Here is a 26,587-nt window from a genome sequence, read left to right as displayed (position 1 = left end):
CTTCTCAATTAAAATTTCACGGTAAATTTACTTCCAGCCATGGGCTTGCTCTTCACGCTTATGGAGCCGCCCAGCGTCTCCAGCTGGTTCTTGACAATGAACAGGCCTACGCCCCTGCTATCAAACCCCTTGTGAAAGACTTTTTTGAGCTTGAAGATATCGTTCCGGTGTCGGTCCAGATTGATGCCCAAGCCATTGTCTTTGACGGTAAGTATGGTTTCCCCGTTTTGTACATAGGTATGTATTTTAATAACTGGCAGTACCTCTAGTTGGCTGTACTTTATAGCATTGCTGAGCAGGTTGTACAAAATACTTTCCAGGTAAACGCTAGGGTAGTGAATGTACTCCTGCTCTAGCTTTTCTTCTATTTTAACGTTCTTGTTAATGATCTGTGCCTGCAACAGAGCATAGACCTTTTCCAGCGTCTGTTTGAATTGACAGTGGTCAAAGGCTATATTCTTGTTCATGCGTACCTCTAGAATGGTCATGAGATCAGCCAGGGTGCTGTTCAACGTTTCGCTCGATTTCTGCAGCATTTTAAACGTTGGCGATTCCAGAGTGCCAGGTACTTTAACCGGCAGCATGTCCAGCAGTAGCTGTATGTTGCTGGCTGGGCCCCTAAGGTTATGGGAAACAATGCGGTTAAACTCTTCCAGCTGCCTGATTTTACTTTTAAGATCTTGTGAAGTGATGTAAAGCGTATTGTTATTGGCCTCTAGGTCAGAAATCAGTTTTTTGGTATGCGTAATGTCAATTAACTGCGAAACAAAGAAGGAGGGTGTACCATAAGAATCCCATATCAAAGAAATAGATAGTATGCCCCAAATGATCTGCTTGTTTTTGTGGATGTAGCGTTTCTCTACCTGATAGCTCTCAATTTCTTTGTTGAGCAGCTTCCTGATGTTTTCTGTATTCGGCTCTATGTCATCTGGGTGAGTAAGCTGCTGGAAGTCTAAGTGCAACAGTTCTTCTTTGGTGTAGCCAAGTATTTGGCAGAGGGCAGGGTTCGCGTCTAGTACTTCCCCCGTAGGTGATACCAATGCTAAACCAACCGATGAGAACTGGAAAGTTTTAGAAAGTTTTTGTTCGCTGAGTCTTAGCTGCTCTTGCAGTACTTTGCCGGCGTGTACGTCTCTGTGCGTGCCTACTAGCCTGGTTAGTAGGCCCTTGCTGTTGCGGGTAATGGCTTTGCCGGAAGTAAGAATCCATTTGTAGGTTCCGTCTTTACAGCGTAAGCGGTGCTCAATGTGGTAGGCCGGGGATTTACCTTGGTATAGCTCCTTGATGATGCCCATTACGCGGTCATGGTCATCAGGGTGAATGCGGTTCTTCCACTCTTCTATGTCATTGGGTATTTCATGGTCCTGATAACCCAGCATAGACTTCCAGGTAGGTGAAAAATAGGCGACATTCCTTTCACCGTCCCAGTCCCAAACGCCTAATTCGCTGCCGTCTACGGCTAACTGCCACCTTGCTTCACTAAACCAGAGCTCATCTGCCAGTGTGTACTGCTCCGTTACATCCAAAAAAGTAGTGAGAATGTATTCATGGCCCTGCACCGTGAGCTTTCTCGATTTAGTTTTAACCCAAGCTTCCACTTTGTTCGCAACCGTTACACCAATCAAAATATCTTTTTGCGGCTGCCCGGTTTGCAGGGTAATTTGATTGGGTAATTTTTCGAAGGGAAAGGGAGAGCCGTCTTCTTTGATCAACCCCCAGAAAGATTGAATGGGTGTTTTGCCTAATAGTTGCTCTCGGGTTAGCTGCAACAGATGCGCTGCCTGTTGGTTAAGCTCTAAATATTCGCCCCGTTGGTTCTGTATGACCACTCCTTCATCAATGGTGTCAATAACAGCTGTAAGGAGATGTAGATCTGAGGGCATTTGGTCAAATGAAGCACCAATTTATCAAATAAAAGTGGGTTTACGCACATTATAGGTACAAATAGAGTGACAAATGAGAAGGAAAGGAAGGAGTAATATACCACATGGCTTTGCTGGAGAATCAATCAGAAATACATGTGCCTGAAACCAAATATTATATCTTTTTTTTTGAATATATCTGGCAACCACCTGTTCGTTTTACGTATAGTTCAGAACTTACTATTGATACTCATAATACTTAATGATAAGGCTATGCAAGACAAGGAAGAATTAACCAGCCAAGTAAAAGTAGAAGCAAAGCTTAAGGCGGAAGGCTATACTGAAGCGTTCAGGGTAGATGAAAATAACCGGCTTTGTGTCTTTGGCAGCGATAAATGCTATAACGTAAATGAAGTGCGCATTGTGGACTTCTTCAGGTTTGAAGGGGAAACCAATCCGGATGATATGGCCATTCTTTACTCTATAGAATGCAATGACGGCACCAAAGGCACCATCTCTAACTCATACGGTCCTTACGCCGATACTAATGTAGATGCCTTTTTAAAGGAAGTGGAAGATTTAGGCAAAGATATAGACAATTAATCGACCTCAATAACAGATAAAAAGAAGCGGCTGAAGGAGAATCCTTCAGCCGCTTCTTTTTATAGTTTCGTATAGCTCTGCTGCTTTAGTGGTGGCGAGTCAGCAGAGCTGCCTAAGCTATTTATAAGCCTACCTTTTCTTCTGAGCTGGTAGAATCTCCTTCATTATTTTCTGTTTTAGTCAGTCCGGCCGCTTTTAGCTGATCATTTAAAGTTTGTCCGCCTTTTATGGCAAAATCAAGCGTACGGATTGGGAACGGAATAACAATGTTGTTCTGGTCAAAAGCTTTCTTGATCCGGATAATGGCAGCGCTTTTGGCAAACACAAAATCAGTTTGTCTTTTGTACTGTATCCAGAACCTTACAAAGAAATTGATACTGCTGTCGCCAAACTCATTGTACACTACTTCCACCTCTTTGCTCGTGACCATTTTAGGTATGTCTACCATTGCCTCCCGCACCACTTTCTGCACGCGTTCCAAGTCTTCGCCATAAGAAATACCCACCTCTAAGTCAATTCTTCTAATGCCGTAGTGAGAGTAATTGATCACCGCTGATTCAAACACTTTGCGGTTAGGTACTTTCACCAATTCACCAGTGGGTCTTCTAAGGTCAACGGTGCGCAGGTTTATGCGCTCAATGGTGCCAAAGTGGTCGTTGGTGTCAATAACATCACCAACTACAAATGGCTTTCTGAATGCAATAATTACCCCTGAAATAAAGTTGGCGGCAATGTCTTGAAAGGCAAAACCCAAAGCCAAACCTATAATACCGGCACCCGCTAACAGTGTAGTTACTGTTTTGTCTAATTTGAGTATGCTTAAGCTGAAAAAGATACCCAGTAGTACTACAGTGAAATAAACGGCGGTACCCACCAAATTATTCAGTGCGCTGCTATGGGTAAACCGTAGAAGTAGGTTGTCTGAGGTACGGCGTAAGAGCTTGGCCGCAAAGAAAGATACAACTATAACTAGTACGGCTATAAGCAGGTTTGGCAGCATGAGTACCAATGTCTTTAGCCAGGCATCTAATTTTCCCCAAAGAAGGTGAAATGCGTTGTTCAGTTCGGTCACGGGAGTGCGGTAGTTTTGTTTAGAAGCAAGCCACCTACTTAGCAAAGAGGCGGTAAGGAAATACGTTCATACGAAATATATGCAATCAAAGCTGCAAAAGCTACAGCAGAAACGGTTATCCCCAGACCTTGGTACCCTCTGAGCAGTTGCGGCACATGTCTATGCGGCTGCGGCTTTGTAGTAAAGAACCTCTAAAACGCTTATAGGTTTCGCTTTTCCACAAATCTTTGAAAGACTGCTGCTGCAGATTGCCTAGCCGGTGCTGCGCATCTTTGTCAAAACAGCAGGGCACTACCAAGCCGTCCCAGGTAATGACGCAGGAGTGCCACATCTTCCAGCAGCCGTCAATGAGCTTATTTTTAAGCGAGTAGGTGCCGTTAGGCTCAGCCTTGTACCTGGAATAATAATCTATGGTAGGTATGAGCGGCGAACCGTTCTGGTAGTCGTAGATCTGGGCTGTTTTAAACCAAACATCGTCTACCCCCAGCTCTTTGGCTAATGCTTTGGCCTCTTCTATCTGGTGTTCATTAGGCTTTACTACCAGAAACTGGAAGATGAGGTAAGGCGTTTTAGACTTAAGGGCGCGTTTTTGCGCTACCAGCCGCTTAGTGCCTTCCAGCACTTTACTCAAGTTTCCTCCTACTCTGTATTGCTTGTACACCTCCTGCGTAGTGCCGTCCAGTGAAATAATAAGGCGGTCTAGGCCAGACTCTACGGTTTTGCGTGCATTTTCTTCTGATAAGAAATGGCCATTGGTAGAGGTAGCGGTATAAACTCCTTTGTCTGAGGCGTAGTTTACCAGATCCAGAAACGAGGGGTGCAGGTAGGGCTCTCCCTGAAAATAAAACAGCAGATACAGCAGGCGGCTGTGCAGCTGGTCTATGGTTTGTTTGAAAAGATGATCAGGTAACATTCCCGTAGGTCTGGTAAAAGACCTTAGTCCGCTGGGGCACTCAGGGCAGCGCAGATTACAGGAGGTGGTGGGCTCAAAAGATATGCTGACCGGGCTTCCCCAATGGCGGGGCTTTTTAGTGAGGCGGGCCAAGGCATAACTGCTTACCACTTGCAGCGCATTCCAGGCGCGGCGGGGGGTAAGCTTTGATGCCAGGTTAAGTCCGTCTTGTAAGGTGCCTCGGGTCAAGGTTATGTTATTTAAAAAAATACGCTGATGTGCTACTACTACAAAGTAAAAGCACATCAGCGCAAAGTGTACGAAATAAAATTGTTTTTCGCCTATTTTCTCGAAAACAGCCCGAAAACTTACCGGCTGCTGATCTGGCGGTATTGGTCTACCAACGCGGCTACTTCACGGGCGCCTTCGGCGTGGCCGGGTCTACGGGCATTGGTAGTTATGATAGTGCCGTCTGGGGCAATAAGGAAATAAGACGGAAAGTTTTTAACGTCATAGTTCTTCACCACCTCATCCGAAAGGTTAGGAGCATAAAGCTGAATGGCTGACTGATTTTGTTTTGCTGCCTTCTGGCGCCAGACGGCTACATCTTCGCCAACAGAAATTTGTACCAGTACAATATCTTTAGCGGCCAGTTGCTCAGCGAAATACTTATAGGCATGCTGGTCTACATTGCATATGCCGCAGGATGTACGCCAAAACCCGAGGTATACTATTTTGCCTTGAAGGCTCTTGAGAGAGACGCTGTCACCGGTAGAAGATAATAGAGTAAAACCAGGGGCTTTGCTACCCATGCCTACTTTACGGATCTGGCGGTACTGGTTTTCTACATAAGAGGCAAAGAGCGGGTTAACCTTTTCCTGTAGAAATTCTTGATACATAGCATCTGTGTCTGGTATGTAACCAAAGCGGATAGACTGGCTGAGGATGCGAGCCAACATCATGTCTTTAGCCATGCCGCGCAGCTCTTTTTTAGCCATGGCATACATGATCGGATAGTAATCGCGTTCAGGGTTGCCAGCCTTGCTTGTTAAGGCTTTGAACTGGAAATAGTTGTAAAGAAAATCTAGATAGGCTTGGTTGCGAATAGCACCCGGCTGGTTCAAGTCTACTTGTTTTAAAAAATCATAGTATCCGGTAGAAAGCGTAGGCGGCAGATCTCCGACACGTTTACGAACCTCCACGTAGGTAAGCCTGTCATTTGCGTAGCTGAAATCAATTTGTGCCTGAACATACTGCTTGAATTTTTCAGAGACAGGGGCGTTTTTCGTGGATTTTTCTAAAAAAGCAAGTTGGTCTTGGCGGCGCTCTTCTAAAAATTGCAGAAAGCTTTTTTCAGGTTTATGAATGTTTTCGGGCAAGACCTGGTAATCTTCTTCTTCCAGAAACTTGCGCTCAAACTGTACCAGAAAGTTATTTTCGTTCGTGCCTTTTCCTTTGAACTTAATGCTAGAGACAAAGTCATTGGCGTTTACGCGCACGTCTAGATTATCTCCGGGTTGTAAGTAAAGCAATATAGATTCAGAGCCATGTACCAGTTCTGCTACCATTGGTTCAGCTAGTGGGGCCTGTATGGTAAATTCTCCTTTACTTGAGACAGGAGCTGAGTATGACTCACCTGTGTAAGAGGCAGGCACCGTGTAGACCTCCAACAGTACGCTATCGCTGATAGCATTGCTGATTTTACCCGATATTGTTACTGTACCCTGGGCAAAGCTTGAGGCAATGAACAGGCTCTGCACTAAAAACAGAGAAAGGGAGTAAAGAAGGGTTCTGAGGCGGAAAGGCATATACATGCTTTATTCTTTTTGTTATGGGTTATCAACACAAATAGTAAAAAAAATAGTTCAGTTACACGGCGCCCTTACCCAAACAACCCGCTAAAAACTTCCTCTAATCTGCTGGCAGCGTGAATTCTAATATTAAATCTGCTAAAATTTACGCCTTTTTTATTGTATTTAGAAATATAAATATCCTGAAACCCCAGTTTTTCAGCCTCAGAAATCCGCTGCTCTACCCGGTGCACAGCCCGTACTTCACCACCCAAGCCAACTTCCGCGGCAAAGCAGGTGGTATGCGGTATGGCAATGTCTTCAAAAGAAGAAAGCATGGCAGCGCAGATAGCCAGGTCCAGCGCCGGATCTTCCACTTTTAAACCGCCGGCAATGTTTAGGAAAACATCTTGGGTGCCCAATTTGAAGCCCCCACGTTTCTCCAGCACAGCCAGTAGCATGTTCAGACGCTTCACGTCAAAGCCAGTGGCGGTGCGTTGCGGGGTGCCATACGTAGCCGGAGTCACTAAACTTTGCACCTCAATCAGGAGCGGGCGGTTGCCTTCCATGGTGCCGCCAATGGTAATGCCGCTAAAAGATTCTTCCCGCTGCGAAATTAGGATTTCAGAAGGGTTGCTCACTTCACGAAGACCTGTACCCAGCATTTCGTAAATACCTAGTTCAGATGTAGAGCCAAAACGGTTCTTAGTGGTGCGCAGAATACGGTAGGTCATGTGGCGGTCGCCCTCAAATTGCAATACAGTATCTACCATGTGTTCCAAAATTTTTGGTCCGGCTAAATTCCCTTCTTTGGTGATGTGCCCAATCAGGAATACTGGCGTGCCGCTTTCCTTGGCGAACTTGAGCAGCTCTGCCGTACACTCCCGCACCTGTGCCACACTGCCGGCGCCGCTTTCAATAAAAGCAGAATGAAGCGTCTGTATAGAGTCTACAATCAGTACGTCGGGCTGTAGCTGCTCTATCTGCTTAAAAATATTCTGGGTACCGGTTTCGGTCAAGATAAAGCAGTTGGGGTGCTGTACGCCCAGGCGTTCTGCGCGCATTTTGATTTGCTGCTCGCTTTCCTCCCCAGATATGTACAGTACCCGCTGGTTGCGGAGGCTTAAGGCAATCTGCAGCATGAGGGTAGATTTTCCAATACCCGGCTCGCCGCCAATGAGCACCATAGAGCCCGGCACAATACCGCCCCCCAGCACGCGGTTCAGTTCAGCGTCTTGGGTCACTATGCGAGCCTGTTCAGAATAAGTGATCTCAGCAATAGGCTTGGGTTTGGCAGCTACTTGCTGGCTACTGGTGCCTACTTTCCAGGCGCTGGTAGGGGTTACATCTTCGCGGGCCACTACTTCCTCTACGTAGGTGTTCCATTCGCCGCAGGCGGGGCAACGCCCTACCCACTTTGCCGACTGCGCACCACAGTTCTGGCAGAAATATGCTGTTTTGATTTTAGCCATAGATTGAAATCCGCGCCGCGGGAAAGAGTCAAAGGTATGAATTTGGCGGCATAGTTCACGGACTCAGCTAGAACAAATCACCGAGTGATTTGGCTCCGTTTTAGGCATGTTTTTTGGATTCAAGGGTAAAAACAGACATATCCAATGAAGTGGATATGCCGTTAAATTAAGTTTTGATTAACAGGCTGAAAAGATGGATTTTAAGAATATAAGAAACGGGTTCCTCGCATGGAGTATAATAGTGATTTTTGTGCTGGCAGGTTGTGCCACTGCTACAGGACCGGCTGATGCTTCTGCTGAGGAGACGGCTGAGTTTAATACGCTGGCTCCGGAGCGGGTTGATATTAGAGGCAGTATCTTGAGCGCCCAGTACTACCAAGGGCAGGTGATGTTAGAGGTGGAGGGTTATGCCGGCGACCTGAACTCCCGCTACCGCAGAGCCTTTGTGCTGGTGTTGCCAACAGTGCAGATACTAAAGCCAGACGGTAAAACGATTAGCCTGCACGAGCTAAGGCAGGGGCAAGACGTGGCCATTGTACTGCGTGGCGGTGGCCGAGGCTCCTTTGTGGGTGTAGGGGAAGCCCGCAGGATGTGGATTGAGGAACGGCTCTAGTACTGTTTTCGAGTATATCTGAGTATTTGTAATCGAAAGAGGTAAGAGTGAAATTCTGCAAAAGAGGTTTCTGAGCCTCATAACACAGCGCTTTAAAGGTGAAATTACGAACACAGGTTCATTCTACGACCTTTTGCAGTACGAAGAACACAAATCAAGCAGGCTCTTAGATCTTGTTTTCGTAAATTGCAGCAAAACTGACTTTTACGTTTAATCTCAATGGCTTTTTTGTCGCTTCGGAGTGTTCAGGTGCTGAGTGCCCTGGTAGTATTGTGCTCTTTTCGGGCGGTAGCCCAACCTGGGAAAGCCATGAAGATAGCAGACCTGGAGGTGCAGGTAGCGGGCGTTCAACAACCGGCTACCCAATTCTATTATGCGTTTCAGGCGGGAGATGTGGTGGTGCTGGATCTGGAGAACAAAGCCAAAGTGGGCTATAAAGTCACGGTAACGGAATACTTTTCTAATTCGCCCTTATACGCTACTGACCAAGCTAAGAAGGTAAATAACCTGCGCCTTACTATACCACAGAAATCGGTGTATACTATTACGGTGCAGGGGCTAGCTGAAACCAGTACCAAGAGCCATTTTACGCTGACCCGTATACCGGCCAGCGCCGCTACGCAGCACTTCAACACCCATGTGGCTTGGCGGAACGTGCAAGACACCACCTGGACAACGACTACTCAGAAAGTGCTGGTGAAAACAGAATTAGTCCCTGAGCTGCTGCTGGACAAAACCTTCCGGCTGGCTTCCCGCACCAGCATCACCAGCAGCAACCGCACCTTTGAACGGTTCAAGCTTCCGGCGGGCACCAAACATTGGGTGTATTGGGTGGGCGTGGGTCAAGAATCAGTAGTGGCGCTGCAGGAAACAGGCAGTACCCTTGCCAAAGGCGCTTCTACTTTGCTCTCGGGCAGCTACCCCTTGGTAGCGTTTGGGTTAGGACTGCTGCCGCAGCTTCCTCAGGTGAAAAGCAGCGGCTATATTAGCTATTACCTGTTCAATCAGAAAAACGCTACTATGTTCAAGGCAGGCGAAACGGGTTGGAAGCCCTATTCCATTGCTCGTGGGCAAGATGTGCTGAGTGACTACGGCAAAATACTGGCTACTCAAACTCCCAAGACTGAAGATGGCTATCTGTACCTGGGCTTCGAGAACCCCAGCACCATTACAGGCTTAGACTTAACATTGAAGGTGGTGGCTTTCATAGAGCAGCCTACGTACCAGAACAAAACAGTACGCAAGCCCTCTAACATTGCCACACGCAAAGAACCGGTGCTGCCGGCTGACTAAACCTGCTTTAGGTCTGTTTTTCTGAAAACACGCCAAAAACAGAAATGGTATCTTTGCCTTAGCTTCGGCTCCTGACCCAATTCTTATATGAGTAAACCACTGCCCCCTTCTTTCCAGACCCGCATGCAAGCCCAATTAGGCCCCGACTTTCCGGCGTTTGAGGAGGCTTTGGCCGCCCCCTCGCCTACCAGTGTGCGGGTGAACACGGCTAAAGTACCCTTGCCTGCAAATCTGGAGCGGGTGCCTTGGGCAGAAACTGGATTCTATTTACCCGTACGGCCAAGCTTTACATTAGACCCATTGTTGCATGGCGGCGCCTACTATGTTCAGGAAGCCAGTTCTATGTTTCTGGAGCAGGCGCTTAAGCAAAGTGTAGAGCTAGAAGAGCCTTTGGCAGTGCTGGATTTGTGCGGTGCCCCCGGCGGGAAGTCTACGCACATTGCCTCACTCCTTTCTCCGGAAAGCTTACTTGTGGCCAATGAAGTCATTCGGACCCGGTCTAACATTCTAGCCGAGAACATTCAGAAGTGGGGTACTGGCAACGTTGTGGTCACGAACAACGACCCCAGCCATTTCGGACAGCTCACCGGCTTCTTTGACCTGATGGTAGTAGACGCCCCCTGCTCCGGCGAAGGAATGTTCCGGAAAGACCCTGACGCCATGGACGAATGGTCTGAGGCCAACGTAAAACTCTGCTCTGAGCGGCAGCGGCGCATTCTCATGGATGTATGGGATGCCTTGAAGCCTGGTGGGGTGCTCATCTACAGTACCTGTACGTACAACGCAGAAGAAAACGAGCTGAACCTAGCTTGGCTGGCTACGCAGCAAGACGTAGAGCCTGTACAATTGCAGTTGCAGCCAGAATGGGGAGTAACCGAGACGCAGGAGGAAGGAATGCATGGCTACCGCTTTTATCCGCACCGCGCCCAAGGCGAAGGGTTTTTTTTAGCCGTTGTCCGGAAAACAGAGGGCGAGGAAGCCGGTAAGTTCCGTAAAAGCAAAAGACCTTACCTGGTGCAGGCCTCAAAGCAGGAGAAGATGCTGGTGAAAGACTGGCTCAAGAATTCAGATGATTGGGAGATTGTAAAGCATCAGGATACCTTGCGGGCTTTGCCTGCCAACTGGATGTTGGAACTGGAGCAAATTTATGAGAAGCTACGGGTGGTATACGGAGGCATTGAATTGGCCGAAGTGCTGAAGAACAACCCAAAACCTTTGCCCGCATTAGCCCTGTCGCAGCACTTGGCATCTGAGGTTTTTCCTAGAGTAGAAGTTGACGTTGCCACCGCTCTTAAGTTCCTGCACCGCGAGGACGTGACGCTGGAAGAAGCGGAAAATGGTTGGGTTCTGGTGCAATTCAAAGGCATTCCGTTGGGCTGGGGCAAAAAGCTGCAGAACCGCGTAAACAACCATTACCCTAAAGAGTGGCGCATCAGAATGAGCTTAGATGAAGCTTTGCAAGATGAGAATCTGTCGCAGTTGTTTACTTTACCGGTAGGGTAAAAGAAACGATAGTAGCTTGACTAGGTATTCTGTTTTAGGGCTGCTTTTTCAAAAACAGGCTAAAAACAGTTCAGAACTTTAATGATAATAATCCTCAGCACCTGTTCCGCCTTTTGTTGTGCTACACCGTAGGCTGATGAGTTGTTGCTGACATAATGTTTCACATGAAAAAAACTTTTCAACTGCTTTTAGCCGGTTTGGTTCTAAGCCTTTCTGCCTGTGACGATGCACCTGCTCCGGGTGGAGTTAAAAGTGAAGTGCAGCAGGCTTTTGACGTAAACGGGTTGTTAGCGCAGGAAGTAGATGCACTTGCAAAACAGGAAGTAACAGTAAAAAAAACGGTTTCAAAAGGAGGTGCGGCTGAAGAAACCAAAACTTTCAAAAACCTGAATTGGGTGGAAGAGCTAGCGCCTTTCTCTGATGCCGACCTGAACAAACCTGCCTTGGTGGGACTGTTCAATGTAGAGGAAACCACAAACTCTGCTAGGCAAACCGTGCGCCGGTATACCGCCAAAGAAGACGCCGATACCTATGTAGAAGAAGCTGTCTACACCTTTAACCCAGAGGGGCAGCTGGTACAATTAGATGCTATTATTCGGCAAGACAACGTGCTTTTCAACACCCTAAAGCAGCTGCACTTAAAATTTGACCCAACGGCCATTCCCCGCCTGCAGCGCTACAGGCTAGATGAAACACAAAAGCTCTTGTTCATGGATCAGGAAATGTACGGGGTGACTGGGGAAATCATCAAATAAAACTAAAACAAGAACAAGTCAGTTTTCCTGTTTGCTTCCAACAATTGCTTGAGGACAAGCAGGGAAAGTACTTGCGCATTGCTACTGCAGTTTCCATCAAGATCTTTTCAGGATAATAACACCGAAGGCGTAGCTGCCGTAGGTTTTAGCTTATTCATAAATTGTAGCCCTAGGTTCTTCCCATGGATCTAAATGCACATTACACTCAGCTTTGGGATACGGCAAGGCAACGAATTGAAGCGGGAGAGTATGAAGTAGATCCGCTGATAGGTGCTCCTGCTGATACCAGGCGCGGCCTCACCTTAGTGGCCCGACCCAGCACGGAAACAAAAGAAAGAATGCAGGCAGTGCTGCAGGAGTTGAAGCAGCTTGAGCCAGAACAATATGCGTACCCCATAGCTGATTTGCACTTAACGCTCCTGTCTATTATTTCCTGTTACCCTGATTTCAAGTTGAGCACTGTTTCTGTAGAAGAGTATGTGTGTCTTACTCAGGAAACCTTTAAAAATATACATCCTTTTACCGTCAATTTCACTGGTGTTACTGCCTCTGCCTCTTGTGTCATGGCGCAGGGCTTCCCCGCTGATGCTACTTTAGAACAACTTCGAAATCAGCTTCGCCGGGCTTTTAAAAGTTCAGGTTTGCAACAGACTATTGACTCACGGTATACCATTCAAACGGCTCATGCTACCTTATTGCGCTTTCGGAAGCCTCTCCGGCACCCTCAAAAGTTGCTAAATACTTTAGAGCACTTGAGAGATTACTTTTTTGGCGCTTCGCGGATTCATGAGGTAGAACTTGTGTATAATGACTGGTACCAGCGCCAGCAACACGTTCAGGTGTTGGCAAAATTTCCGCTTACATGATTATAATATGAACACTCCGCCCCTCAATTACAAACTGCTGACAGAATTTGCCCAGGCGCCGTGGGAATTACTTTTAGATGCAGACCCCAATCGTACGCTGGTAGAAGAGTATCTGTCAGAAGGTTTTTGCTTTTTAGCCTATGCGCAGGAAGAACTGGTGGGCGAGTTTGTAGTAGTGCCCTTGCAAGATGCTGAGCGGTGGGAAGTAAAAAACATAGCCGTATCACCTGCGTGGCAAGGGAAAGGCATTGGGAAGGAACTGCTGAAAAAGGCAATGAAAGAAGCAGCGGAGCGTGGTGGCCGTTGGCTGGAGATTGGTACCGGCAACAGCAGTCTTGGTCAATTGGCTCTTTACCAGAAAATGGGCTTTTGGCTGAAAGAGGTGTGGCCAGACTTTTTCACGCGGCACTACCCTGAGCCTATTGTAGAGAATGGAATGCTATGCCGCGATATGGTACGGTTAGAGCGGGCGCTTTAGCGCTATTTTCAAGAAAACAGGTCTAAAAGAGCTTGTGGTTAGGAGGTATAAAACAAGAAAGGCTGCCCATGGGCAGCCTTTCTTGTTTTAGTCTGTGGCCTTAGCCAAAAACTAGGCAGTAACTTCTTCAGAAGGAGTAGTAGAAACTTTAGCAGCTTCAACTTCTCTTGGAAGAACAGATACGTATGAACGGTTCTTAACGCCTTTTTTGAAAGATACTACACCATCAGTTAAAGCGAACAAAGTATGGTCTTTACCAATACCTACGTTCTGGCCTGGGTGGTGAGCGGTACCGCGCTGACGCACGATGATGTTACCAGCAATGATAGACTGGCCACCGAAAATTTTAACACCTAGTCTCTTGGAATGTGATTCACGGCCGTTGTTAGAACTACCTACACCTTTTTTGTGAGCCATTTCTTTTTTATTTTAACTCTGGTTAGCCCAGAAGCATGTTCAACAATAATTTCCTGTTTCTTTCAAAAATTAACCAATGGTGTCAATCAATACTTTGGTGTATTGTTGGCGGTGACCATTTTTCTTTTTGTAGCCTTTTCTTCTTTTCTTTTTGAAAACGATTACTTTGTCACCTTTCACTTGGCCCTGGATGGTACCAGTTACTTTAACGCCGTCTACAAAAGGGGCGCCTACGGTCAAAGATCCGTTATTGTCAACAAGAAGAACATTGGCGAACTCAACGGCGTCACCCTCATTGCCGGAAAGCTTGTTAGTGTAGAAGAACTTACCGCTCTCTACTTTCGTCTGGATACCAGCGATTTCTACAATTGCGTACATCAGCTTACGATAGTTTTAAAAAATGAACCGCAAAGGTAAGACCGTGTTCGCTAATATGCAAATGCTTGTCCTTTATTTTTAGTGGAGCTGCCCTTGCCTATTTCATTGGTTTCTAACCCTTTGTGAGTTATCCCAAGACTGTGGATTACTTGTGTGGATAAGTAAAACAGTATTGATAATCAATGAGTTGCAAGTGGATAAAGCGCAAGGGTGCCTAGCCGATCCGAAAAGAACGGTGAAAAATAATTTAAATCCGGGAATGGATAGGAAGGAAAATTTTGCTGGAAGCAATGGTGAAAGTAGTTGGCTGAAAATAGAAAGTCAAGTTCTTTTTCGGGTTTTTAGAAAATGCAGTATAAACCGTGTGTCTGCCCAGTTAAAATGGTTTGCTGCAGCCATAGCGTGTAAGGGCCGGTAAGTCTTTGCTTTCATAAATGAAACCATAAATTTTTTCATAGCTGAAATCATATATTTAAGGTTTCTAATTTTGATAATTTTACAAATTACTGATAATCAATATTTTGTAATGTGGATTAATGGTGGGTAAAGTTTGTATAAATTCGTCTATCCAATTCAGGTAGACTAGGTATTTGTCCTTATATTTGAAATCTCAAGCCGGACCAGTGGCCTTTCTCAACGAGATTTTAAGGGCTGCGGCGGCAGAGGTTTAGCGCCCCAGGTGGGGCTTTAGTATATAAGTAAAGAGTAACCAACCGTATTTCTATGGAGCCAATATTGCAAGAGAACCCCAACCGTTTTGTCCTTTTCCCCATCCAGAACGATACCGTGTGGCAGATGTACAAGCAGGCAGAGGCTAGCTTCTGGACTGCCGAGGAAATTGACCTGACGCCAGACATGAAGGACTGGGAGAAGTTAAACGACGGTGAGCGTCATTTTATTAGTCACGTACTTGCTTTCTTTGCCGCCTCAGACGGAATTGTGAATGAGAACCTGGCCATCAATTTCATGCAGGAAGTGCAGATGCCGGAAGCCCGCTGCTTCTACGGTTTCCAGATCATGATGGAGAACATTCACTCTGAGACCTACTCGCTCCTGATTGATACTTATATAAAAGACCAGAAAGAAAAAGACCGCTTGTTCAATGCGCTGGAGACGGTGCCTTGCGTGAAGAAGAAAGGCGAGTGGGCGCTTAAATGGATCAACTCTGAAAGCTTTACCGAGCGTTTGATTGCCTTTGCCGCTGTGGAAGGTATTTTCTTCTCGGGTTCTTTCTGCTCTATTTTCTGGCTGAAGAAGCGCGGATTAATGCCAGGCCTTACTTTCTCCAATGAGCTGATCTCAAGAGACGAAGGGCTGCACTGTGACTTTGCCTGTCTGCTTTACTCTATGTTAGTAAACAAGTTGCCGGAGGAGCGCGTACATACCATCATCCGCGACGCAGTGAGCATTGAGCAGGAATTTGTGACCGATGCCCTGCCCGTAGACCTCATAGGGATGAACGCTAAACTCATGACACAATACATTGAGTTTGTGGCCGACCGCCTGCTGGTGGCATTGGGCTGCAGCAAAATCTACAACGCTACCAATCCATTCGACTTCATGGAGATGATCTCCCTGCAAGGAAAAACCAACTTCTTTGAGAAGCGCGTAGGCGAATACCAAAAGTCTGGGGTTATGAGCGACCGAGATTCAAATGTATTCTCTTTAGATGAAGATTTTTAAGACCACGTATAGTACGCTGTTGCTGCTGCTTTGCCTGTTTTTAGGAGCATGTAAAGAAGAGCAGACCGTAACGCCAACCACCGGCGACCTTAGAATGACCTTTGCTGTTCCGGCTAACCAAGGAAGCATTAGTTACAGCCTTTATACTGAAGAAACCTATACTTCTACCACCAGGCCTGTATTACCCCTTAGGTCTGGCACATTAAGTAATAGCGCCTCAGGCAAGGCTAATGTTTTAATGAAAGACCTGAATGCCGGAAACTATGTTTTTACAGTAGGCAGTGTTTACGCATGGTCTGTACAAGTGGTGGCCGGTAAGGAAAACGTGTACGACAAGTAACCTATTGGCTGGGGGAAATCGTTCTTCAGTTATATATAAAAATGCATATATACAAGCAGTTGGCTGGTTCCCCGCAGGAAACTATACCAGCTAATTGCTTCTGCGGCGCCTGAAGTTGTTTTTAGGCCGATTTATAAAAAACAAGGTAAAAACGCCCCGATAACTGGTTGGGGAATTACCGCAGAATCCATAAGTTTAAAGTTCCGCCTGGTGCCTGTGCGCGTGGCGAAAAGTAACCGGATGGCTCACCCCATCCATCACCCATATAGATGTAAGCGTATGTTAGTTGTAAAGAGAGATGGCCGCAGGGAATCGGTCAAGTTTGATAAGATCACGGCCCGCATAGAAAAACTGTGCTACGGCCTGAACATGACGTTCGTGAGCCCTATTGAAGTGGCTAAGAAGGTGATTGACGGTATTTACGATGGTGTGACCACCGTAGAGCTAGACAACCTGGCGGCGGAAACGGCGGCCTCGTTGACCACCAAGCACCCAGACTATGCTATTCTGGCGGCCCGTATAGCCATCTCCAGCCTGCACAAGGTGACCCAGAAGTCGTTCTTCAACACCATGAAGCAGCTGTACACCTACGTAGACCCCAAGACCGGCGAGAATGCCTCGCTTCTGTCTAAGGAAGTGTATGACATCATTAGAAAGAACGCGGCCCTGCTAGACTCCAGCATTATCTATGACCGCGACTATAACTATGACTACTTCGGGTACAAAACCCTGGAGCGTTCTTACTTGCTGCGCCTGCACGGCAAAGTAGTAGAGCGTCCGCAACACATGCTTATGCGCGTGGCCGTAGGTATACATAAAACCGACATTGATGCGGCTATCCATACCTATAACTTAATGTCTGAGAAGTGGTTTACGCACGCTACGCCTACCCTTTTCAATGCGGGTACTCCTAAACCGCAGCTGTCGTCTTGCTTCCTGTTAACCATGAAGGAGGACAGCATACCCGGCATTTATGATACGCTGAAAAATTGTGCGCTTATTTCCCAGAGCGCGGGTGGTATTGGTTTGGCCGTGCACAACATACGCGCCACCGGTTCTTATATTAAAGGCACCAACGGTACCTCAAACGGCCTTGTGCCCATGCTGAAGGTGTTCAATGACACTGCGCGTTACGTAGACCAGGGCGGCGGAAAACGCAAAGGTGCCTTTGCTATTTACCTGGAGCCATGGCATTCTGATATCTTCGAATTCCTTGACTTGAGAAAGAACCACGGGAAAGAAGAAATGCGCACGCGTGACTTGTTCTTGGCTCTTTGGACCCCAGACTTGTTCATGAAGCGCGTGGAAGCCAACGGCGACTGGAGCCTGATGTGCCCGAACGAATGCCCAGGTCTTTCTGATACCTGGGGCAAAGACTTTGAGCGCCTGTATGAGAAGTACGAGCGCGAAGGCAAAGCCCGCAAAACCATAAAAGCGCAGGAGCTGTGGTTTGCCATTCTGGAAGCCCAGACCGAGACAGGTACGCCGTATATGCTTTTTAAAGACCACGCCAACGGCAAGTCTAACCAGCAGAACCTGGGTACCATTAAGAGCTCTAACCTGTGTACCGAAATTATTGAGTACACTGCCCCAGACGAGATAGCCGTTTGTAACCTGGCTTCGTTGGCCTTGCCGCGCTACATCAAAGAAGAGGGAGGCAAGAAGTTCTTCGACCATGACAAGCTGTACGAGGTAACCTACACCGTTACCAAGAACCTGAACAAGGTAATTGACATTAACTACTACCCGGTTGAGGAAGCCAAGAACTCAAACCTGCGTCACCGCCCTATTGGGTTAGGTGTACAAGGGTTAGCCGATGCGTTCCTGCAGCTGCGCATGCCGTTTGAAAGCGAAGAAGCAGCCCGCCTGAACAAAGACATCTTCGAGACTATTTACTTCGCGGCCATGACGGCTTCTAAGGATCTGGCCAAGGTAGACGGTCCGTACCAAACATTTGAAGGCTCGCCTATCAGCCGTGGTATCTTCCAGTTTGACATGTGGGGCGTGAAGCCAGAGAGTGGCCGTTGGGACTGGGAAGCTCTTCGCAACGAAGTAATGGAGCACGGTGTGCGCAACTCACTGCTGGTAGCACCAATGCCTACTGCTTCTACTTCACAGATTTTGGGTAACAACGAAGGATTTGAACCTTACACTTCTAACATTTACGTTCGCCGCGTGCTGAGTGGGGAGTTCATGGTGGTGAATAAGCACCTGTTGAAAGACCTGATTGCTCTTGGTTTGTGGAACGACCAGATGAAGAACGCCATTATTGCCGCCAACGGCTCGGTGCAGAACATCCCGAACATTCCGCAGAACATCAAAGACCTGTACAAAACCGTTTGGGAAATCAGCCAACGTACGGTAATTGACATGAGTGCCGACCGCGGGGCTTACATCTGCCAAAGCCAAAGCCTGAACCTGCACGTGCCAAACGTGAACTTCGGTAAGCTGACCTCCATGCACTTCCACGCCTGGAAACGCGGTCTGAAAACAGGTATGTACTACCTACGCACCAAAGCCGCCGCCGATGCCATCAAGTTCACCGTTGAGAAACAAGCCGCCGAAACTCTGGCGCCTATGTACAGCAGCGTAGAACAGAACCAAAGCGATATGGCTTGTTCACTGGATAATCCAGATGCATGCGAGGCTTGCGGTAGCTAAGATTTAGTTTTGATCTGATTTAGGAAAAGGAGGCCCGAAACGGCCTCCTTTTTTGTTTGGTTCTATTATGTATTCTTAAGTGGGTAAAATAGATTGCTAATTGATTTAGTTACTTTAGCAAAGCTTTGTATCCTTATGTTTAAATTTTAAATAAATGTAATGTATTGAATAATAGATAATTATAGCGCGGATTAATGGTGGGCAAAGTTTGTATAAATTCGTCTGCCTGATTAAAGAGAACAGCTTAATTGCTAGTATATTTGGGTATGGAAAAATTAATATCAAATGGTACAGAGATACCATAATGCAAAAGGCTCTGAAGGAACGGCCATTCCCTCAGAGCCTCGAACGGTGAATACTAAGTCACCAGTACCCAAGTGGCTATTAATCATGACAGCAGCACTTGGAGCATTACTTACACTCGTTAACCTTATCAAAGGTTTGATAGATTTGGTTAACAATTTTTAGTTTAAAGAGTGCCTCACATGGGGCACTCTTTTTTGCAGCTATGCAATACTTTGCAAGTATAAGACATATAGCAACAGGTGATACTATTTGTCTAAAGTTTAACATTAAAGTAAAAGACTTATTTGCTGGCTCAGGCGATTCATCTTTCTAGAAATCATGCTAGCTAAGCTAAATTAAGATAGTCGTTACTCATCCACCATGTTACGCATTGATAAATATTTGTCTATAACTTTTCAAGAAAATAGCCAGAGCACTATATATCTTCCGCGGGAGAAACAGAACAACTACTTTGATCATGCCATACACCTGCCCCAACTGCGGCCAATACCATGACAGTTGGCCTGCCTTGGCTTATTCTTCGCCTTGGCACTACAACAACCTTTCGTCAGAAAAGCAAGAAACCATAGGGTGGTTGAAAGGAGACTTCTGCACCATCACTTATGAAGACCAAACAGACAGGTTTATAAGAGTGGTTATGACCATTCCGGTAAATGACCATTGCGAAGATCTGGACTACGGGCTGTGGGTGTCAGTGAGCGAGAAAACCTTTCTAGACTACCAGCAGAACTACCACAATGAACAGCATGAAGCATCTTACTTCGGGTATGTGAGCAACTGTTTGATGGGGTATGAAGACGATGTGCTGGATGTTCCCTCTACCGTAGTTACCCAAGCTGATGGCATCAGGCCACACGTGTTCCCGCATGAAGATTTTAAGCATCCGTTGGTGCAGGATTTCTACTACGGCATCAGCAAGGAAGAAGCAGAAAAACGCATTGAAGAGATGATACGCATCTCCAATCAAAACTAATCCTGTTTTCGGCCTACTTTCCTGAAACTAGGCTTAAAACAGACAGTGCCATTCTTATAGAGTGATCATTAGGAGAATCAAAGCAAAAACTCAAAGAAGCTTTACTGTTTATAAGAGCTTGTTCAATATCTCATACATCTCAAACCAAGCCTTTGTTGAACTACTGCATAAGTTGAGGGCACAATTTAAACAGCAGCAAGAAGTATGGTGCTAAAGGCACTGGTATAAGGATTGCTATTGATTTCGTGAACAACGATTAAATACGCGTCACAGTGCATAGCATCTTGCCTGCGATACTGGTAAAAGAAGTCCAATTTTAATAGGGGAATATTTCCTTCTGCTAGCTAGGTTTCCTCTTGCTTGTCTTTTTCTTCATCTCATTCTTATGCTTTAGCCTTGTAGCTTAAAAAGTTTGGGTAAACAGAGCTAACATGTTTTGGTGGAGAAGCAGAGCGCAGCAGAGTAACAATCTGCCCCTTTTGTCTAGTGTAATTTTTTTGTTATATAATTTTTGCTTTATTTGTGCTCGAGCCCACAAACAAAAAAATAAAATTTTATGAAAAAAAATTACACAAAATTTTCACAATCAATTAAAATTCTGATCGCCTCTTTACTCCTGTTGTCATGGCAAGGTATTCTGAATACAGGCTTAGTAATGGCACAGGGAACTACTACCCATTCCTGGGTAGAGAAAACGACTGGCGCCCCGCCTCAAGTAAGGACGCTGTATGCCGTCAATGAAAATGTGGTCTGGGGATTGACTAATGGTGTTTCTGGGTTTGTGAAAACTACCGATGGCGGAGAAACTTGGGAAACTGGTCAGATAGACGGTCTAAGTAATTCAGGAACAGGAAACATATCGGCAGTTAGTGCCACGGAGGCTTTTGCTGCCGTTTATCCTAATGGCGCCGGCGCAACTTCCGGAATCTACCATACTACAGATGGCGGCCAAACCTGGTCTAAGCAACCCACCGCTTCGTATAGTGATCCTGCCTCTTTCCCTAATTTCGTCACTTTTTTTGATGGCACAAATGGCGTAGCCGGAGGAGACGCGCTGAATGGATATTTTGAAATATACACCACAAGCAACCTGGGGCAGACCTGGACACGGGTGCCTAATGCGAACATGCCAGCGGCCTTAGCGGGCGAGTGGGGATTTATTAACTCCTTTATCGACAACGGAAACAGTGTTTGGTTTGGGACTAACAAAGGCAGAATCTTTAGAAGTACCGACAAAGGTTTAAATTGGACTGTTTCCACCCTTTTGCCAAACAACTCAACTGTTTCTGCCATGGCTTTCAGTGATAATGGAACTGGTTTTGCTGTTGGTGTGGAAGATGGATCTGGTAGAATGTTTTCAGCCCGCACCTCAGACGGAGGTGAAAACTGGTCAGCCTTTGTGGCAGAGGAGCCTGCAGGTCTCTATGTGAACAGTATTGCGTATGTGCCGGGTACTGCTAGTACTTTTGTAATAACAGGAGCCGCTGCCGGAAAAAATGGTAGTGCGGTAAGTACAGATGGTGGCGCTAACTGGACTATGATTGATCAGGGCGTAGCTCATTCAGAAGTAGTTTTTGTTAACCCCACCACTGGCTGGACAGGTGGACCTGGTGTAATGTATAAGTTCTCAGGAGCTTTTGCTTCTGTAACCGGAATTGAGGATGAGTTAGACGGAAGGCTTAGCGTTTATCCTAACCCTTCCACTACAGAATTTACTGTAGAACTCAGCACTAGCGCTAAAAGTGCAAGGGTGGTGCTTTATAACATGAACGGCCAACCCGTACTCAATCAAGTGTTACAGGGACCAAGTCAGACGTTGTCTGTAGGCCACCTGCCCAAAGGCGTTTATGTCCTCAATCTTGTAGAGAACCAAACAGTGATAAAGAGAAAAGTGGTTGTTCAATAGTTGCGCATTATTCTTACAATTTAAAGCCTGCCCTGTAGTAAGGGGCAGGCTTTTCTGTTTATGCAGAAGCAAGAATTAGGAGATTGCTATAGCCTTGCCGCATCTTTCAATTGCTTGAACATGCATTTAAAGTAACCTTTTCCCGTTTTTAGCCCCATTTTCCGAAATGAGGCTAAAAACGGAAACTTTCAGGCACAAGCTATGCTACATCTGGTATGTGTATACCGTTTCAAACGCGTTGCCAGTGCTTGGGGTGGTTGTCTTTTTTACCGGAAGCTTCTGGGCATTGTACTGGTACGTAAAGTTAGAGACACGCTGTTCGCCGCTGGCCAGCACCGTAGTCACCTTGCCAGGGTTGTTCTTCTGTAAGATAATGCTTGGCGTAAACAGAAAACCGCTGGTAAGGTGCTGTACCCCAATCATGGTGTCATAATTCTCATAGGTCATGGTTTGGGTAAGCTGCCAGTCAGCGGAAGTGCTGGGCTTATGGTACATGGTATGTACATGCAGGTTGCCATCGGTGTGATAAGTGAACGTGCTCTTGTTCGTTTCTCTGAGCGTGTTGCTGTTGCTGGAGGCATCGGGGTAGAAGCTAATGCGGGTGGTGAGCCTTTTCTGAGCATCATAGGCAAAGGTGTGGTAGCTCTGCACCTGGTTGTCAATTAGCTCTTCCAACTTCTGTAGCTTATGATCAGTGGTGTAGTAATATACGTTTTTGGTGTCTAGCTCAGGGCCATCGGTCAAAATGGTGGCAATGCGGCCCAAGTTGTCAAAAGTGACGTTACTGGTAGAGGTTTGGTTTTCATTCAGGGCCAGATAGCCGTTGCCTACCAGGCGGGTGAGCCAACCTTCTGCTGAATAAATAAACTCGCGGCTATCGCCTTGGGTAGTGGCTACTCTGGAAAGTAATACATAGCCGCCAGTTGGGCTGGGCTGAGGATCATCTAAGTTGCAACCGGCAAATAAAATGACAGTGAAAAGAGCAAAAGTTATTTTGCTTAAATAGGTTTTCATAAAGTTTACGCTGTGTGGTTTCTAACCAGAAGAGCCCGATTAGGTGCAGAAGGTTGCATGGGGTGAACAACAACAGCGTAAGACGCACAGGGGGGGTTAGTCTTTTTTTACAATTACACTTATGTTGCCACTTCGTTCAAGACAGGCCGATTTGATTTGTGAGATGTCTACAGGGCCGCCCTGCAGGCGCATCGTTTCCAAAAGGTCGTTCTCCGTCACGTTGTGTTTCCGCATCACATCCTTTTTCATTTCACCGTCTTCTACCAAGGTGGCCATACCTCCTTTTATAAAGTTACTGAACCCCAGTTTCTGGCCATAGCTGTAGGTAACGGCAGCCAACACCCGGTGTAGGAGAATAAGCGATAGGCCAGCCGCCAGGGTAGCATAAAACGGGGAATTTCCAGTAATGGCCCTGCTCATGACTGAGCCGTAAACAATACCCAATACAATGTCAAAAGCGCCATGACGACCAAAAATTCGAGAATTTGCCAGCCGTAAGTATACCAGCGAGACTAAGAAAACTATTATAGCTCTCAGAGACATTTGCCACCAACTCAAGTTTTCTTCGCCAATGCCTAGAATAGGGTCTAAAAAGTCCATCATGTTAGCGGAAACGAAGCAAAGGCGCTGGAGGTTTTTGTTTTGTAGGGAAGCACTGGGTTAGCTTAAAGCCAACGCCGCAGTAGCAGTCATATAAAAATCTGACTTTAGCATGGGCTATAATTAAGTAACCACCGGAACAGGTATTGCTTAAGCGTTGAAAGATTCTTGCGCTGCCGTTGAAGCTGGGGCCTCCAGCCAGGCAGTAGCGGCAGCCTCGTCCTGGAAATCGCGCATAGTTAGGTGATCGTGTGTTCCTGCCCTTTGCATGATGTTGTCTACGGCCATTTTATTGAAAATGTCATGAGATACCAACGTTGCCATGCGTTGAAGAGAGCTGTGCAATAAGCGAGGCACAATGTTTTCCAGGAACCATTGCTGGTCTGCCTGTCTTATAGCCTTCATCTTCCGGTTATCGGCTAACCAGTTCACCAACTCCTCTTTTTCCATTAACTCTACGCACTTAGTGGTAGCTTCCTGAAATTCTGAACTGCTCAGGAAGCCATTCCAGACAGCATAACCCGTCTTCCGCTCTCTGTCATAAGACAGAGTAAGTACATGATTTTCAAAATATAATATTCTCATGTTTATTAGAGCCGAACAATACTGAGAGGCTAATTCAGGATAATGGTTTGGGCGGGATTGTTTTATACGAATTGCTTTTATTTTAGATGCAGCTCCTTCTCGGGTTTTTGAAAAAAATTATCAATCATATCTATAAATGCTCTCTCTGCACATTTTACATTCATTTTAGTTAAGAGAAGTAGGTAATCTTATTAAATTTTAAAACAAATTATATATCGACTAGGTTGGTACAAAGGAAGCCATAGCGGGGATGATATGTGCAGATAATAGCTTCGCTAAAAATAAATAATGACAGACTTATTTAAAATATTCTTAGAAAATATCATTTTGCGTAATGGTTATAAATATTTTGTATGACGCTGTCAGGTAATTCTGTTGTTCTGCAGTACGGGCAGGCGCAAGTGCGTGTTAATTATCTGCAGCCTCAAGGCATTATACATGCAGATTGGGTGGGCGTACACTCCTTGGTAACCATTCAAAAAGTAATGGAAGAGTTGCTAAAGTGGTTCCAGGAAACAAAATGTACCAAATACTTAAGTGATAACTCCAACATTGTTGGGGGCTGGGATACTGCCAACGACTGGCTCGCCGATGTATGGACACCAAAGGCCGTGCGTGCCGGAATGAGGTACGTCGCGCATGTATTGGCTCCCGGCATCTACGGGCAATTGGCAATGGAAGCACTGCGCCCCCGAATACAAGGCCAGGTAACAATCAGAATATTCAAAAATGTAGAGGATGCAATGGAGTGGCTAGACGAAGTCTAAACTGTCCCCACATAGGTCTCCGCTCTTTGACCTGCTTTATTACGGAAGTCTCTAGTGGCTACTTACTCCTTTTCTTGTCACAATCCTGTCAAAATGCCATTAGAGTTTTAAGTTTATCTTCTGCTTTTCTGCCATAATTTCATATAAAAACCAGTTTTAAGGCTTGGTACGCCCTTTGTTCTTTAGTTATCAACTGTAAAGCACAAAGGAGGCGATAAGATATGAAGTTGATAAAAGATAAAAAGTTCTTACAGAACGTAGCTCAATATATTGATTTAACCAACACCATTGGCGGTGGCGTAAGCCAGCCCATCATCAAGATGGACAAGCGGGAAGAAGGCGCTGTTCTAAGGGTGATGTTGCCTGGGGTTGAGCCGGAGCAGTGGCAGGTAGTGGTAGACAGAAATACAGTCACCGTTATGGCTCTGCACCAAAATGAGAACAACCCAGCCATGCAGGCTCCGTTGTTCCTGCACAATTTCGTGCTCCCCCCACTGGTAGACTACTCTCAGCTGTCCGCTGAATTCAAGGGTAAGGAGCTACGTATAATGGTTCCCTTTTTACCCAAGGGGCCAAGAGTATTAGATATTGATTACCGTTACTAATAATAACCCTGGAACAAATACTGTTTTGGGGCTTTTTTTGAGAAACTAGGCTTAAAACGGAGTTCTGCCGGAGCAGAGTGACGTTGAACGGCCCTTGTGAGGAAGGATGTAGGTAAAACAGGAGGCAACAGGCCTTCTCTAATTTATTGTCGCACAAACTAAAAAGAAAGGAGTTGTTATGGCTATCCAACGTTTTAGAAGCGGCCTTGATGATTTTATGCCGCAGACCTTCAGCAGTATGCTTGACCGCTTTTTTCAGGACACTGTTAACAGCCAGGAGCGGTTAAGTAAATTCAACCCTATGGTTGATTCATACGAGACAGAGAAAGGCTTCGAAATTGAAGTTGCTCTCCCAGGTTTGTCTAAAGAAGACATCCAGCTAGATTTTCAAGAAGGCCGTCTGACCATTTCTGGTGAGAGACGCTTCCGGAAAGAGGAAAAAGAGAAACGGTATCATTTAATAGAAAGCCAGTACGGCACTTTCTCCCGTACTTTCTACTTGCCAGATACCGTAGACGCAGATAAAATTGAAGCCGTTTTTGAAAATGGCATTCTGCATGTAAGCGTGCCAAAAGATGAGCGCAAAACTGCCCGCCACCGCATAGAAGTGCGCGATGGTGATACCCGTTCTCTTGCCATAGAAAGCAACGGCAACTCAGAAAAACAAGCAGAAGCCAAACAAAAAAACAATGCCGCTGCTCCTAAAAAAAGGCAGCTGGTGCATGAAAACGGCACTCATTAACCAACGCATAATTCCATAAAAGAAGGGGCACCTACCTGGTAGGCGCCCCTTCTTTTATGGGTTACTGTTTGCATGGGGTGAATGTATTAACCCTGCCTTCCTGCGCTCATGGCTGCGTTTCCGTCGCCTTTGCTGTGGCCATCTCCGTCTGGAATACTGCCTGGGTTAGAAGAGGGTCTGGATGCCTGGCTAGGGTTACTGACACTATTTGAACCACCGCCAGAAATAGGGGTAGTGTGGGTTTCAATTTGCCTTGGGTTTTTGGAACGGTAATAATACATTGTCACAAAAAAGGCTACTACTAATAAAATTACAATTGCTACAACCATGGTTAGTTCAAGTTAAGTGAAACATTACGTTTCCTTTCTTTTACTGTACTAAGTTGTTTGCTGTTTCGTAAAGCGGTGTAAT

General features: G+C 46.1%; 26 protein-coding genes. 15 read left to right on the top strand and 11 right to left on the bottom strand.

Annotated features, from left to right (window positions below; genetic code table 11):
• Positions 1–8 precede the first annotated feature (8 nt).
• Complete coding sequence (locus A8O23_RS19735) at positions 9–1,883, bottom strand: PAS domain S-box protein (RefSeq protein ID WP_066625349.1); 1,875 nt, start codon at positions 1,881–1,883, stop codon at positions 9–11.
• Between the two features lie 252 nt (positions 1,884–2,135).
• Between A8O23_RS19735 and A8O23_RS19730 the strand changes: the two genes are divergently transcribed.
• The gene (locus tag A8O23_RS19730; protein ID WP_066625391.1) at positions 2,136–2,465 is read left to right on the top strand and encodes a hypothetical protein; all 330 of its coding nucleotides are present in this window, start codon (positions 2,136–2,138) and stop codon (positions 2,463–2,465) included.
• Positions 2,466–2,586: 121 nt separating this feature from the next.
• Here the strand turns inward: A8O23_RS19730 and A8O23_RS19725 are convergent, their stop codons facing one another.
• From A8O23_RS19725 to radA, 4 genes are all read right to left on the bottom strand, one after another.
• Positions 2,587–3,537 carry a mechanosensitive ion channel family protein gene (locus A8O23_RS19725; protein ID WP_066625388.1) on the bottom strand — a complete coding sequence of 317 codons (951 nt, stop codon included), beginning with the start codon at positions 3,535–3,537 and terminating at the stop codon, positions 2,587–2,589.
• A 115-nt stretch (positions 3,538–3,652) separates the two neighbouring features.
• A complete protein-coding gene (locus tag A8O23_RS19720) occupies positions 3,653–4,678 on the bottom strand; it encodes an SPASM domain-containing protein (RefSeq protein WP_066625385.1) in 1,026 nt (341 codons plus the stop codon).
• 119 nt (positions 4,679–4,797) lie between these two features.
• Positions 4,798–6,237, bottom strand: coding sequence for a TlpA disulfide reductase family protein (locus tag A8O23_RS19715; protein ID WP_161486771.1), 1,440 nt, complete (start codon positions 6,235–6,237; stop codon positions 4,798–4,800).
• Between the two features lie 74 nt (positions 6,238–6,311).
• A complete protein-coding gene (radA, locus tag A8O23_RS19710; protein ID WP_066625344.1) occupies positions 6,312–7,691 on the bottom strand; it encodes a DNA repair protein RadA in 1,380 nt (459 codons plus the stop codon).
• A gap of 193 nt (positions 7,692–7,884) precedes the next feature.
• Here radA and A8O23_RS19705 point away from each other — a divergent pair, with 193 nt between their 5' ends.
• From A8O23_RS19705 to A8O23_RS19680, 6 genes are all read left to right on the top strand, one after another.
• Positions 7,885–8,304 carry a hypothetical protein gene (locus A8O23_RS19705; protein WP_066625342.1) on the top strand — a complete coding sequence of 140 codons (420 nt, stop codon included), beginning with the start codon at positions 7,885–7,887 and terminating at the stop codon, positions 8,302–8,304.
• 309 nt (positions 8,305–8,613) lie between these two features.
• Positions 8,614–9,597: a hypothetical protein gene (locus A8O23_RS19700; RefSeq protein ID WP_153042296.1), complete on the top strand. Its 984-nt coding sequence runs from the start codon at positions 8,614–8,616 to the stop codon at positions 9,595–9,597.
• Between the two features lie 87 nt (positions 9,598–9,684).
• Positions 9,685–11,100 carry a methyltransferase RsmF C-terminal domain-like protein gene (locus A8O23_RS19695; protein WP_066625336.1) on the top strand — a complete coding sequence of 472 codons (1,416 nt, stop codon included), beginning with the start codon at positions 9,685–9,687 and terminating at the stop codon, positions 11,098–11,100.
• 164 nt (positions 11,101–11,264) lie between these two features.
• The gene (locus A8O23_RS19690; protein WP_066625333.1) at positions 11,265–11,855 is read left to right on the top strand and encodes a hypothetical protein; all 591 of its coding nucleotides are present in this window, start codon (positions 11,265–11,267) and stop codon (positions 11,853–11,855) included.
• 182 nt (positions 11,856–12,037) lie between these two features.
• Positions 12,038–12,721, top strand: coding sequence for a 2'-5' RNA ligase family protein (locus A8O23_RS19685; protein ID WP_066625331.1), 684 nt, complete (start codon positions 12,038–12,040; stop codon positions 12,719–12,721).
• A 7-nt stretch (positions 12,722–12,728) separates the two neighbouring features.
• Positions 12,729–13,199 carry a GNAT family N-acetyltransferase gene (locus A8O23_RS19680; protein WP_066625328.1) on the top strand — a complete coding sequence of 157 codons (471 nt, stop codon included), beginning with the start codon at positions 12,729–12,731 and terminating at the stop codon, positions 13,197–13,199.
• A gap of 111 nt (positions 13,200–13,310) precedes the next feature.
• Here the strand turns inward: A8O23_RS19680 and rpmA are convergent, their stop codons facing one another.
• Together rpmA and rplU are read right to left on the bottom strand one after the other, a co-directional pair.
• Positions 13,311–13,616, bottom strand: coding sequence for a 50S ribosomal protein L27 (gene rpmA / locus A8O23_RS19675; RefSeq protein WP_066625325.1), 306 nt, complete (start codon positions 13,614–13,616; stop codon positions 13,311–13,313).
• 69 nt (positions 13,617–13,685) lie between these two features.
• Complete coding sequence (rplU, locus tag A8O23_RS19670) at positions 13,686–13,994, bottom strand: 50S ribosomal protein L21 (RefSeq protein WP_066625322.1); 309 nt, start codon at positions 13,992–13,994, stop codon at positions 13,686–13,688.
• Between the two features lie 723 nt (positions 13,995–14,717).
• On the opposite strand from rplU, the gene A8O23_RS19660 reads away from it, so the two are divergent.
• From A8O23_RS19660 to A8O23_RS19640, 5 genes are all read left to right on the top strand, one after another.
• Positions 14,718–15,677 carry a ribonucleoside-diphosphate reductase small subunit gene (locus tag A8O23_RS19660; protein WP_074988446.1) on the top strand — a complete coding sequence of 320 codons (960 nt, stop codon included), beginning with the start codon at positions 14,718–14,720 and terminating at the stop codon, positions 15,675–15,677.
• Positions 15,664–16,017, top strand: a complete 354-nt coding sequence (locus A8O23_RS19655) for a hypothetical protein (protein WP_066625317.1) — start codon at positions 15,664–15,666, stop codon at positions 16,015–16,017. The genes A8O23_RS19660 and A8O23_RS19655 overlap by 14 nt, the downstream gene beginning before the upstream one ends.
• Positions 16,018–16,296: 279 nt before the next feature.
• Complete coding sequence (locus tag A8O23_RS19650) at positions 16,297–18,678, top strand: ribonucleoside-diphosphate reductase subunit alpha (protein ID WP_066625315.1); 2,382 nt, start codon at positions 16,297–16,299, stop codon at positions 18,676–18,678.
• Between the two features lie 763 nt (positions 18,679–19,441).
• A complete protein-coding gene (locus A8O23_RS19645; RefSeq protein ID WP_066625312.1) occupies positions 19,442–19,957 on the top strand; it encodes a DUF2199 domain-containing protein in 516 nt (171 codons plus the stop codon).
• Positions 19,958–20,513: 556 nt separating this feature from the next.
• Positions 20,514–21,863, top strand: coding sequence for a T9SS type A sorting domain-containing protein (locus A8O23_RS19640; protein ID WP_066625310.1), 1,350 nt, complete (start codon positions 20,514–20,516; stop codon positions 21,861–21,863).
• Positions 21,864–22,067: 204 nt separating this feature from the next.
• Here A8O23_RS19640 and A8O23_RS19635 read toward each other — a convergent pair whose 3' ends face one another.
• From A8O23_RS19635 to A8O23_RS19625, 3 genes are all read right to left on the bottom strand, one after another.
• Positions 22,068–22,877 carry a hypothetical protein gene (locus A8O23_RS19635; protein WP_066625307.1) on the bottom strand — a complete coding sequence of 270 codons (810 nt, stop codon included), beginning with the start codon at positions 22,875–22,877 and terminating at the stop codon, positions 22,068–22,070.
• A gap of 96 nt (positions 22,878–22,973) precedes the next feature.
• Positions 22,974–23,480, bottom strand: coding sequence for a DUF421 domain-containing protein (locus A8O23_RS19630; RefSeq protein ID WP_066625305.1), 507 nt, complete (start codon positions 23,478–23,480; stop codon positions 22,974–22,976).
• 147 nt (positions 23,481–23,627) lie between these two features.
• Complete coding sequence (locus A8O23_RS19625) at positions 23,628–24,062, bottom strand: STAS/SEC14 domain-containing protein (RefSeq protein ID WP_066625302.1); 435 nt, start codon at positions 24,060–24,062, stop codon at positions 23,628–23,630.
• A gap of 353 nt (positions 24,063–24,415) precedes the next feature.
• Here A8O23_RS19625 and A8O23_RS19620 point away from each other — a divergent pair, with 353 nt between their 5' ends.
• From A8O23_RS19620 to A8O23_RS19610, 3 genes are all read left to right on the top strand, one after another.
• Complete coding sequence (locus tag A8O23_RS19620) at positions 24,416–24,829, top strand: hypothetical protein (protein WP_066625296.1); 414 nt, start codon at positions 24,416–24,418, stop codon at positions 24,827–24,829.
• Positions 24,830–25,050: 221 nt separating this feature from the next.
• Entirely contained in the window at positions 25,051–25,434 is a 384-nt protein-coding gene (locus A8O23_RS19615) for an Hsp20/alpha crystallin family protein (protein ID WP_066625292.1), read from the top strand.
• A gap of 178 nt (positions 25,435–25,612) precedes the next feature.
• Positions 25,613–26,176 (top strand): Hsp20/alpha crystallin family protein, encoded by a 564-nt coding sequence (locus A8O23_RS19610; RefSeq protein ID WP_066625289.1) that lies wholly within the window; start codon positions 25,613–25,615, stop codon positions 26,174–26,176.
• Positions 26,177–26,262: 86 nt separating this feature from the next.
• Here the strand turns inward: A8O23_RS19610 and A8O23_RS19605 are convergent, their stop codons facing one another.
• Entirely contained in the window at positions 26,263–26,505 is a 243-nt protein-coding gene (locus A8O23_RS19605) for a hypothetical protein (protein ID WP_066625284.1), read from the bottom strand.
• Between the last annotated feature and the right edge of the window lie 82 nt (positions 26,506–26,587).

It is taken from the genome of Rufibacter roseus (assembly GCF_001647285.1).
GTDB classification, from domain to species: Bacteria; Bacteroidota; Bacteroidia; order Cytophagales; family Hymenobacteraceae; genus Nibribacter; species Nibribacter roseus.
This window is presented reverse-complemented; position numbering and strand designations above follow the sequence as displayed.

What these genes read in the sequence shown, in the direction of transcription:
- A8O23_RS19625 (WP_066625302.1), bottom strand. Translation starts at nt 24,062, where the DNA reads ATGAGAATATTATATTTTGAAAATCATGTACTTACTCTGTCTTATGAC.
- rpmA (WP_066625325.1), bottom strand. Translation starts at nt 13,616, where the DNA reads ATGGCTCACAAAAAAGGTGTAGGTAGTTCTAACAACGGCCGTGAATCA.
- A8O23_RS19695 (WP_066625336.1), top strand. Translation starts at nt 9,685, where the DNA reads ATGAGTAAACCACTGCCCCCTTCTTTCCAGACCCGCATGCAAGCCCAA.
- radA (WP_066625344.1), bottom strand. Translation starts at nt 7,691, where the DNA reads ATGGCTAAAATCAAAACAGCATATTTCTGCCAGAACTGTGGTGCGCAG.
- A8O23_RS19645 (WP_066625312.1), top strand. Translation starts at nt 19,442, where the DNA reads ATGCCATACACCTGCCCCAACTGCGGCCAATACCATGACAGTTGGCCT.
- A8O23_RS19705 (WP_066625342.1), top strand. Translation starts at nt 7,885, where the DNA reads ATGGATTTTAAGAATATAAGAAACGGGTTCCTCGCATGGAGTATAATA.
- A8O23_RS19715 (WP_161486771.1), bottom strand. Translation starts at nt 6,237, where the DNA reads ATGCCTTTCCGCCTCAGAACCCTTCTTTACTCCCTTTCTCTGTTTTTA.
- A8O23_RS19735 (WP_066625349.1), bottom strand. Translation starts at nt 1,883, where the DNA reads ATGCCCTCAGATCTACATCTCCTTACAGCTGTTATTGACACCATTGAT.
- A8O23_RS19630 (WP_066625305.1), bottom strand. Translation starts at nt 23,480, where the DNA reads ATGATGGACTTTTTAGACCCTATTCTAGGCATTGGCGAAGAAAACTTG.
- A8O23_RS19605 (WP_066625284.1), bottom strand. Translation starts at nt 26,505, where the DNA reads ATGGTTGTAGCAATTGTAATTTTATTAGTAGTAGCCTTTTTTGTGACA.
- rplU (WP_066625322.1), bottom strand. Translation starts at nt 13,994, where the DNA reads ATGTACGCAATTGTAGAAATCGCTGGTATCCAGACGAAAGTAGAGAGC.
- A8O23_RS19680 (WP_066625328.1), top strand. Translation starts at nt 12,729, where the DNA reads ATGAACACTCCGCCCCTCAATTACAAACTGCTGACAGAATTTGCCCAG.
- A8O23_RS19660 (WP_074988446.1), top strand. Translation starts at nt 14,718, where the DNA reads ATGGAGCCAATATTGCAAGAGAACCCCAACCGTTTTGTCCTTTTCCCC.
- A8O23_RS19685 (WP_066625331.1), top strand. Translation starts at nt 12,038, where the DNA reads ATGGATCTAAATGCACATTACACTCAGCTTTGGGATACGGCAAGGCAA.
- A8O23_RS19650 (WP_066625315.1), top strand. Translation starts at nt 16,297, where the DNA reads ATGTTAGTTGTAAAGAGAGATGGCCGCAGGGAATCGGTCAAGTTTGAT.
- A8O23_RS19615 (WP_066625292.1), top strand. Translation starts at nt 25,051, where the DNA reads ATGAAGTTGATAAAAGATAAAAAGTTCTTACAGAACGTAGCTCAATAT.
- A8O23_RS19610 (WP_066625289.1), top strand. Translation starts at nt 25,613, where the DNA reads ATGGCTATCCAACGTTTTAGAAGCGGCCTTGATGATTTTATGCCGCAG.
- A8O23_RS19655 (WP_066625317.1), top strand. Translation starts at nt 15,664, where the DNA reads ATGAAGATTTTTAAGACCACGTATAGTACGCTGTTGCTGCTGCTTTGC.
- A8O23_RS19690 (WP_066625333.1), top strand. Translation starts at nt 11,265, where the DNA reads ATGAAAAAAACTTTTCAACTGCTTTTAGCCGGTTTGGTTCTAAGCCTT.
- A8O23_RS19640 (WP_066625310.1), top strand. Translation starts at nt 20,514, where the DNA reads ATGAAAAAAAATTACACAAAATTTTCACAATCAATTAAAATTCTGATC.
- A8O23_RS19700 (WP_153042296.1), top strand. Translation starts at nt 8,614, where the DNA reads ATGAAGATAGCAGACCTGGAGGTGCAGGTAGCGGGCGTTCAACAACCG.
- A8O23_RS19635 (WP_066625307.1), bottom strand. Translation starts at nt 22,877, where the DNA reads ATGAAAACCTATTTAAGCAAAATAACTTTTGCTCTTTTCACTGTCATT.
- A8O23_RS19730 (WP_066625391.1), top strand. Translation starts at nt 2,136, where the DNA reads ATGCAAGACAAGGAAGAATTAACCAGCCAAGTAAAAGTAGAAGCAAAG.
- A8O23_RS19620 (WP_066625296.1), top strand. Translation starts at nt 24,416, where the DNA reads ATGACGCTGTCAGGTAATTCTGTTGTTCTGCAGTACGGGCAGGCGCAA.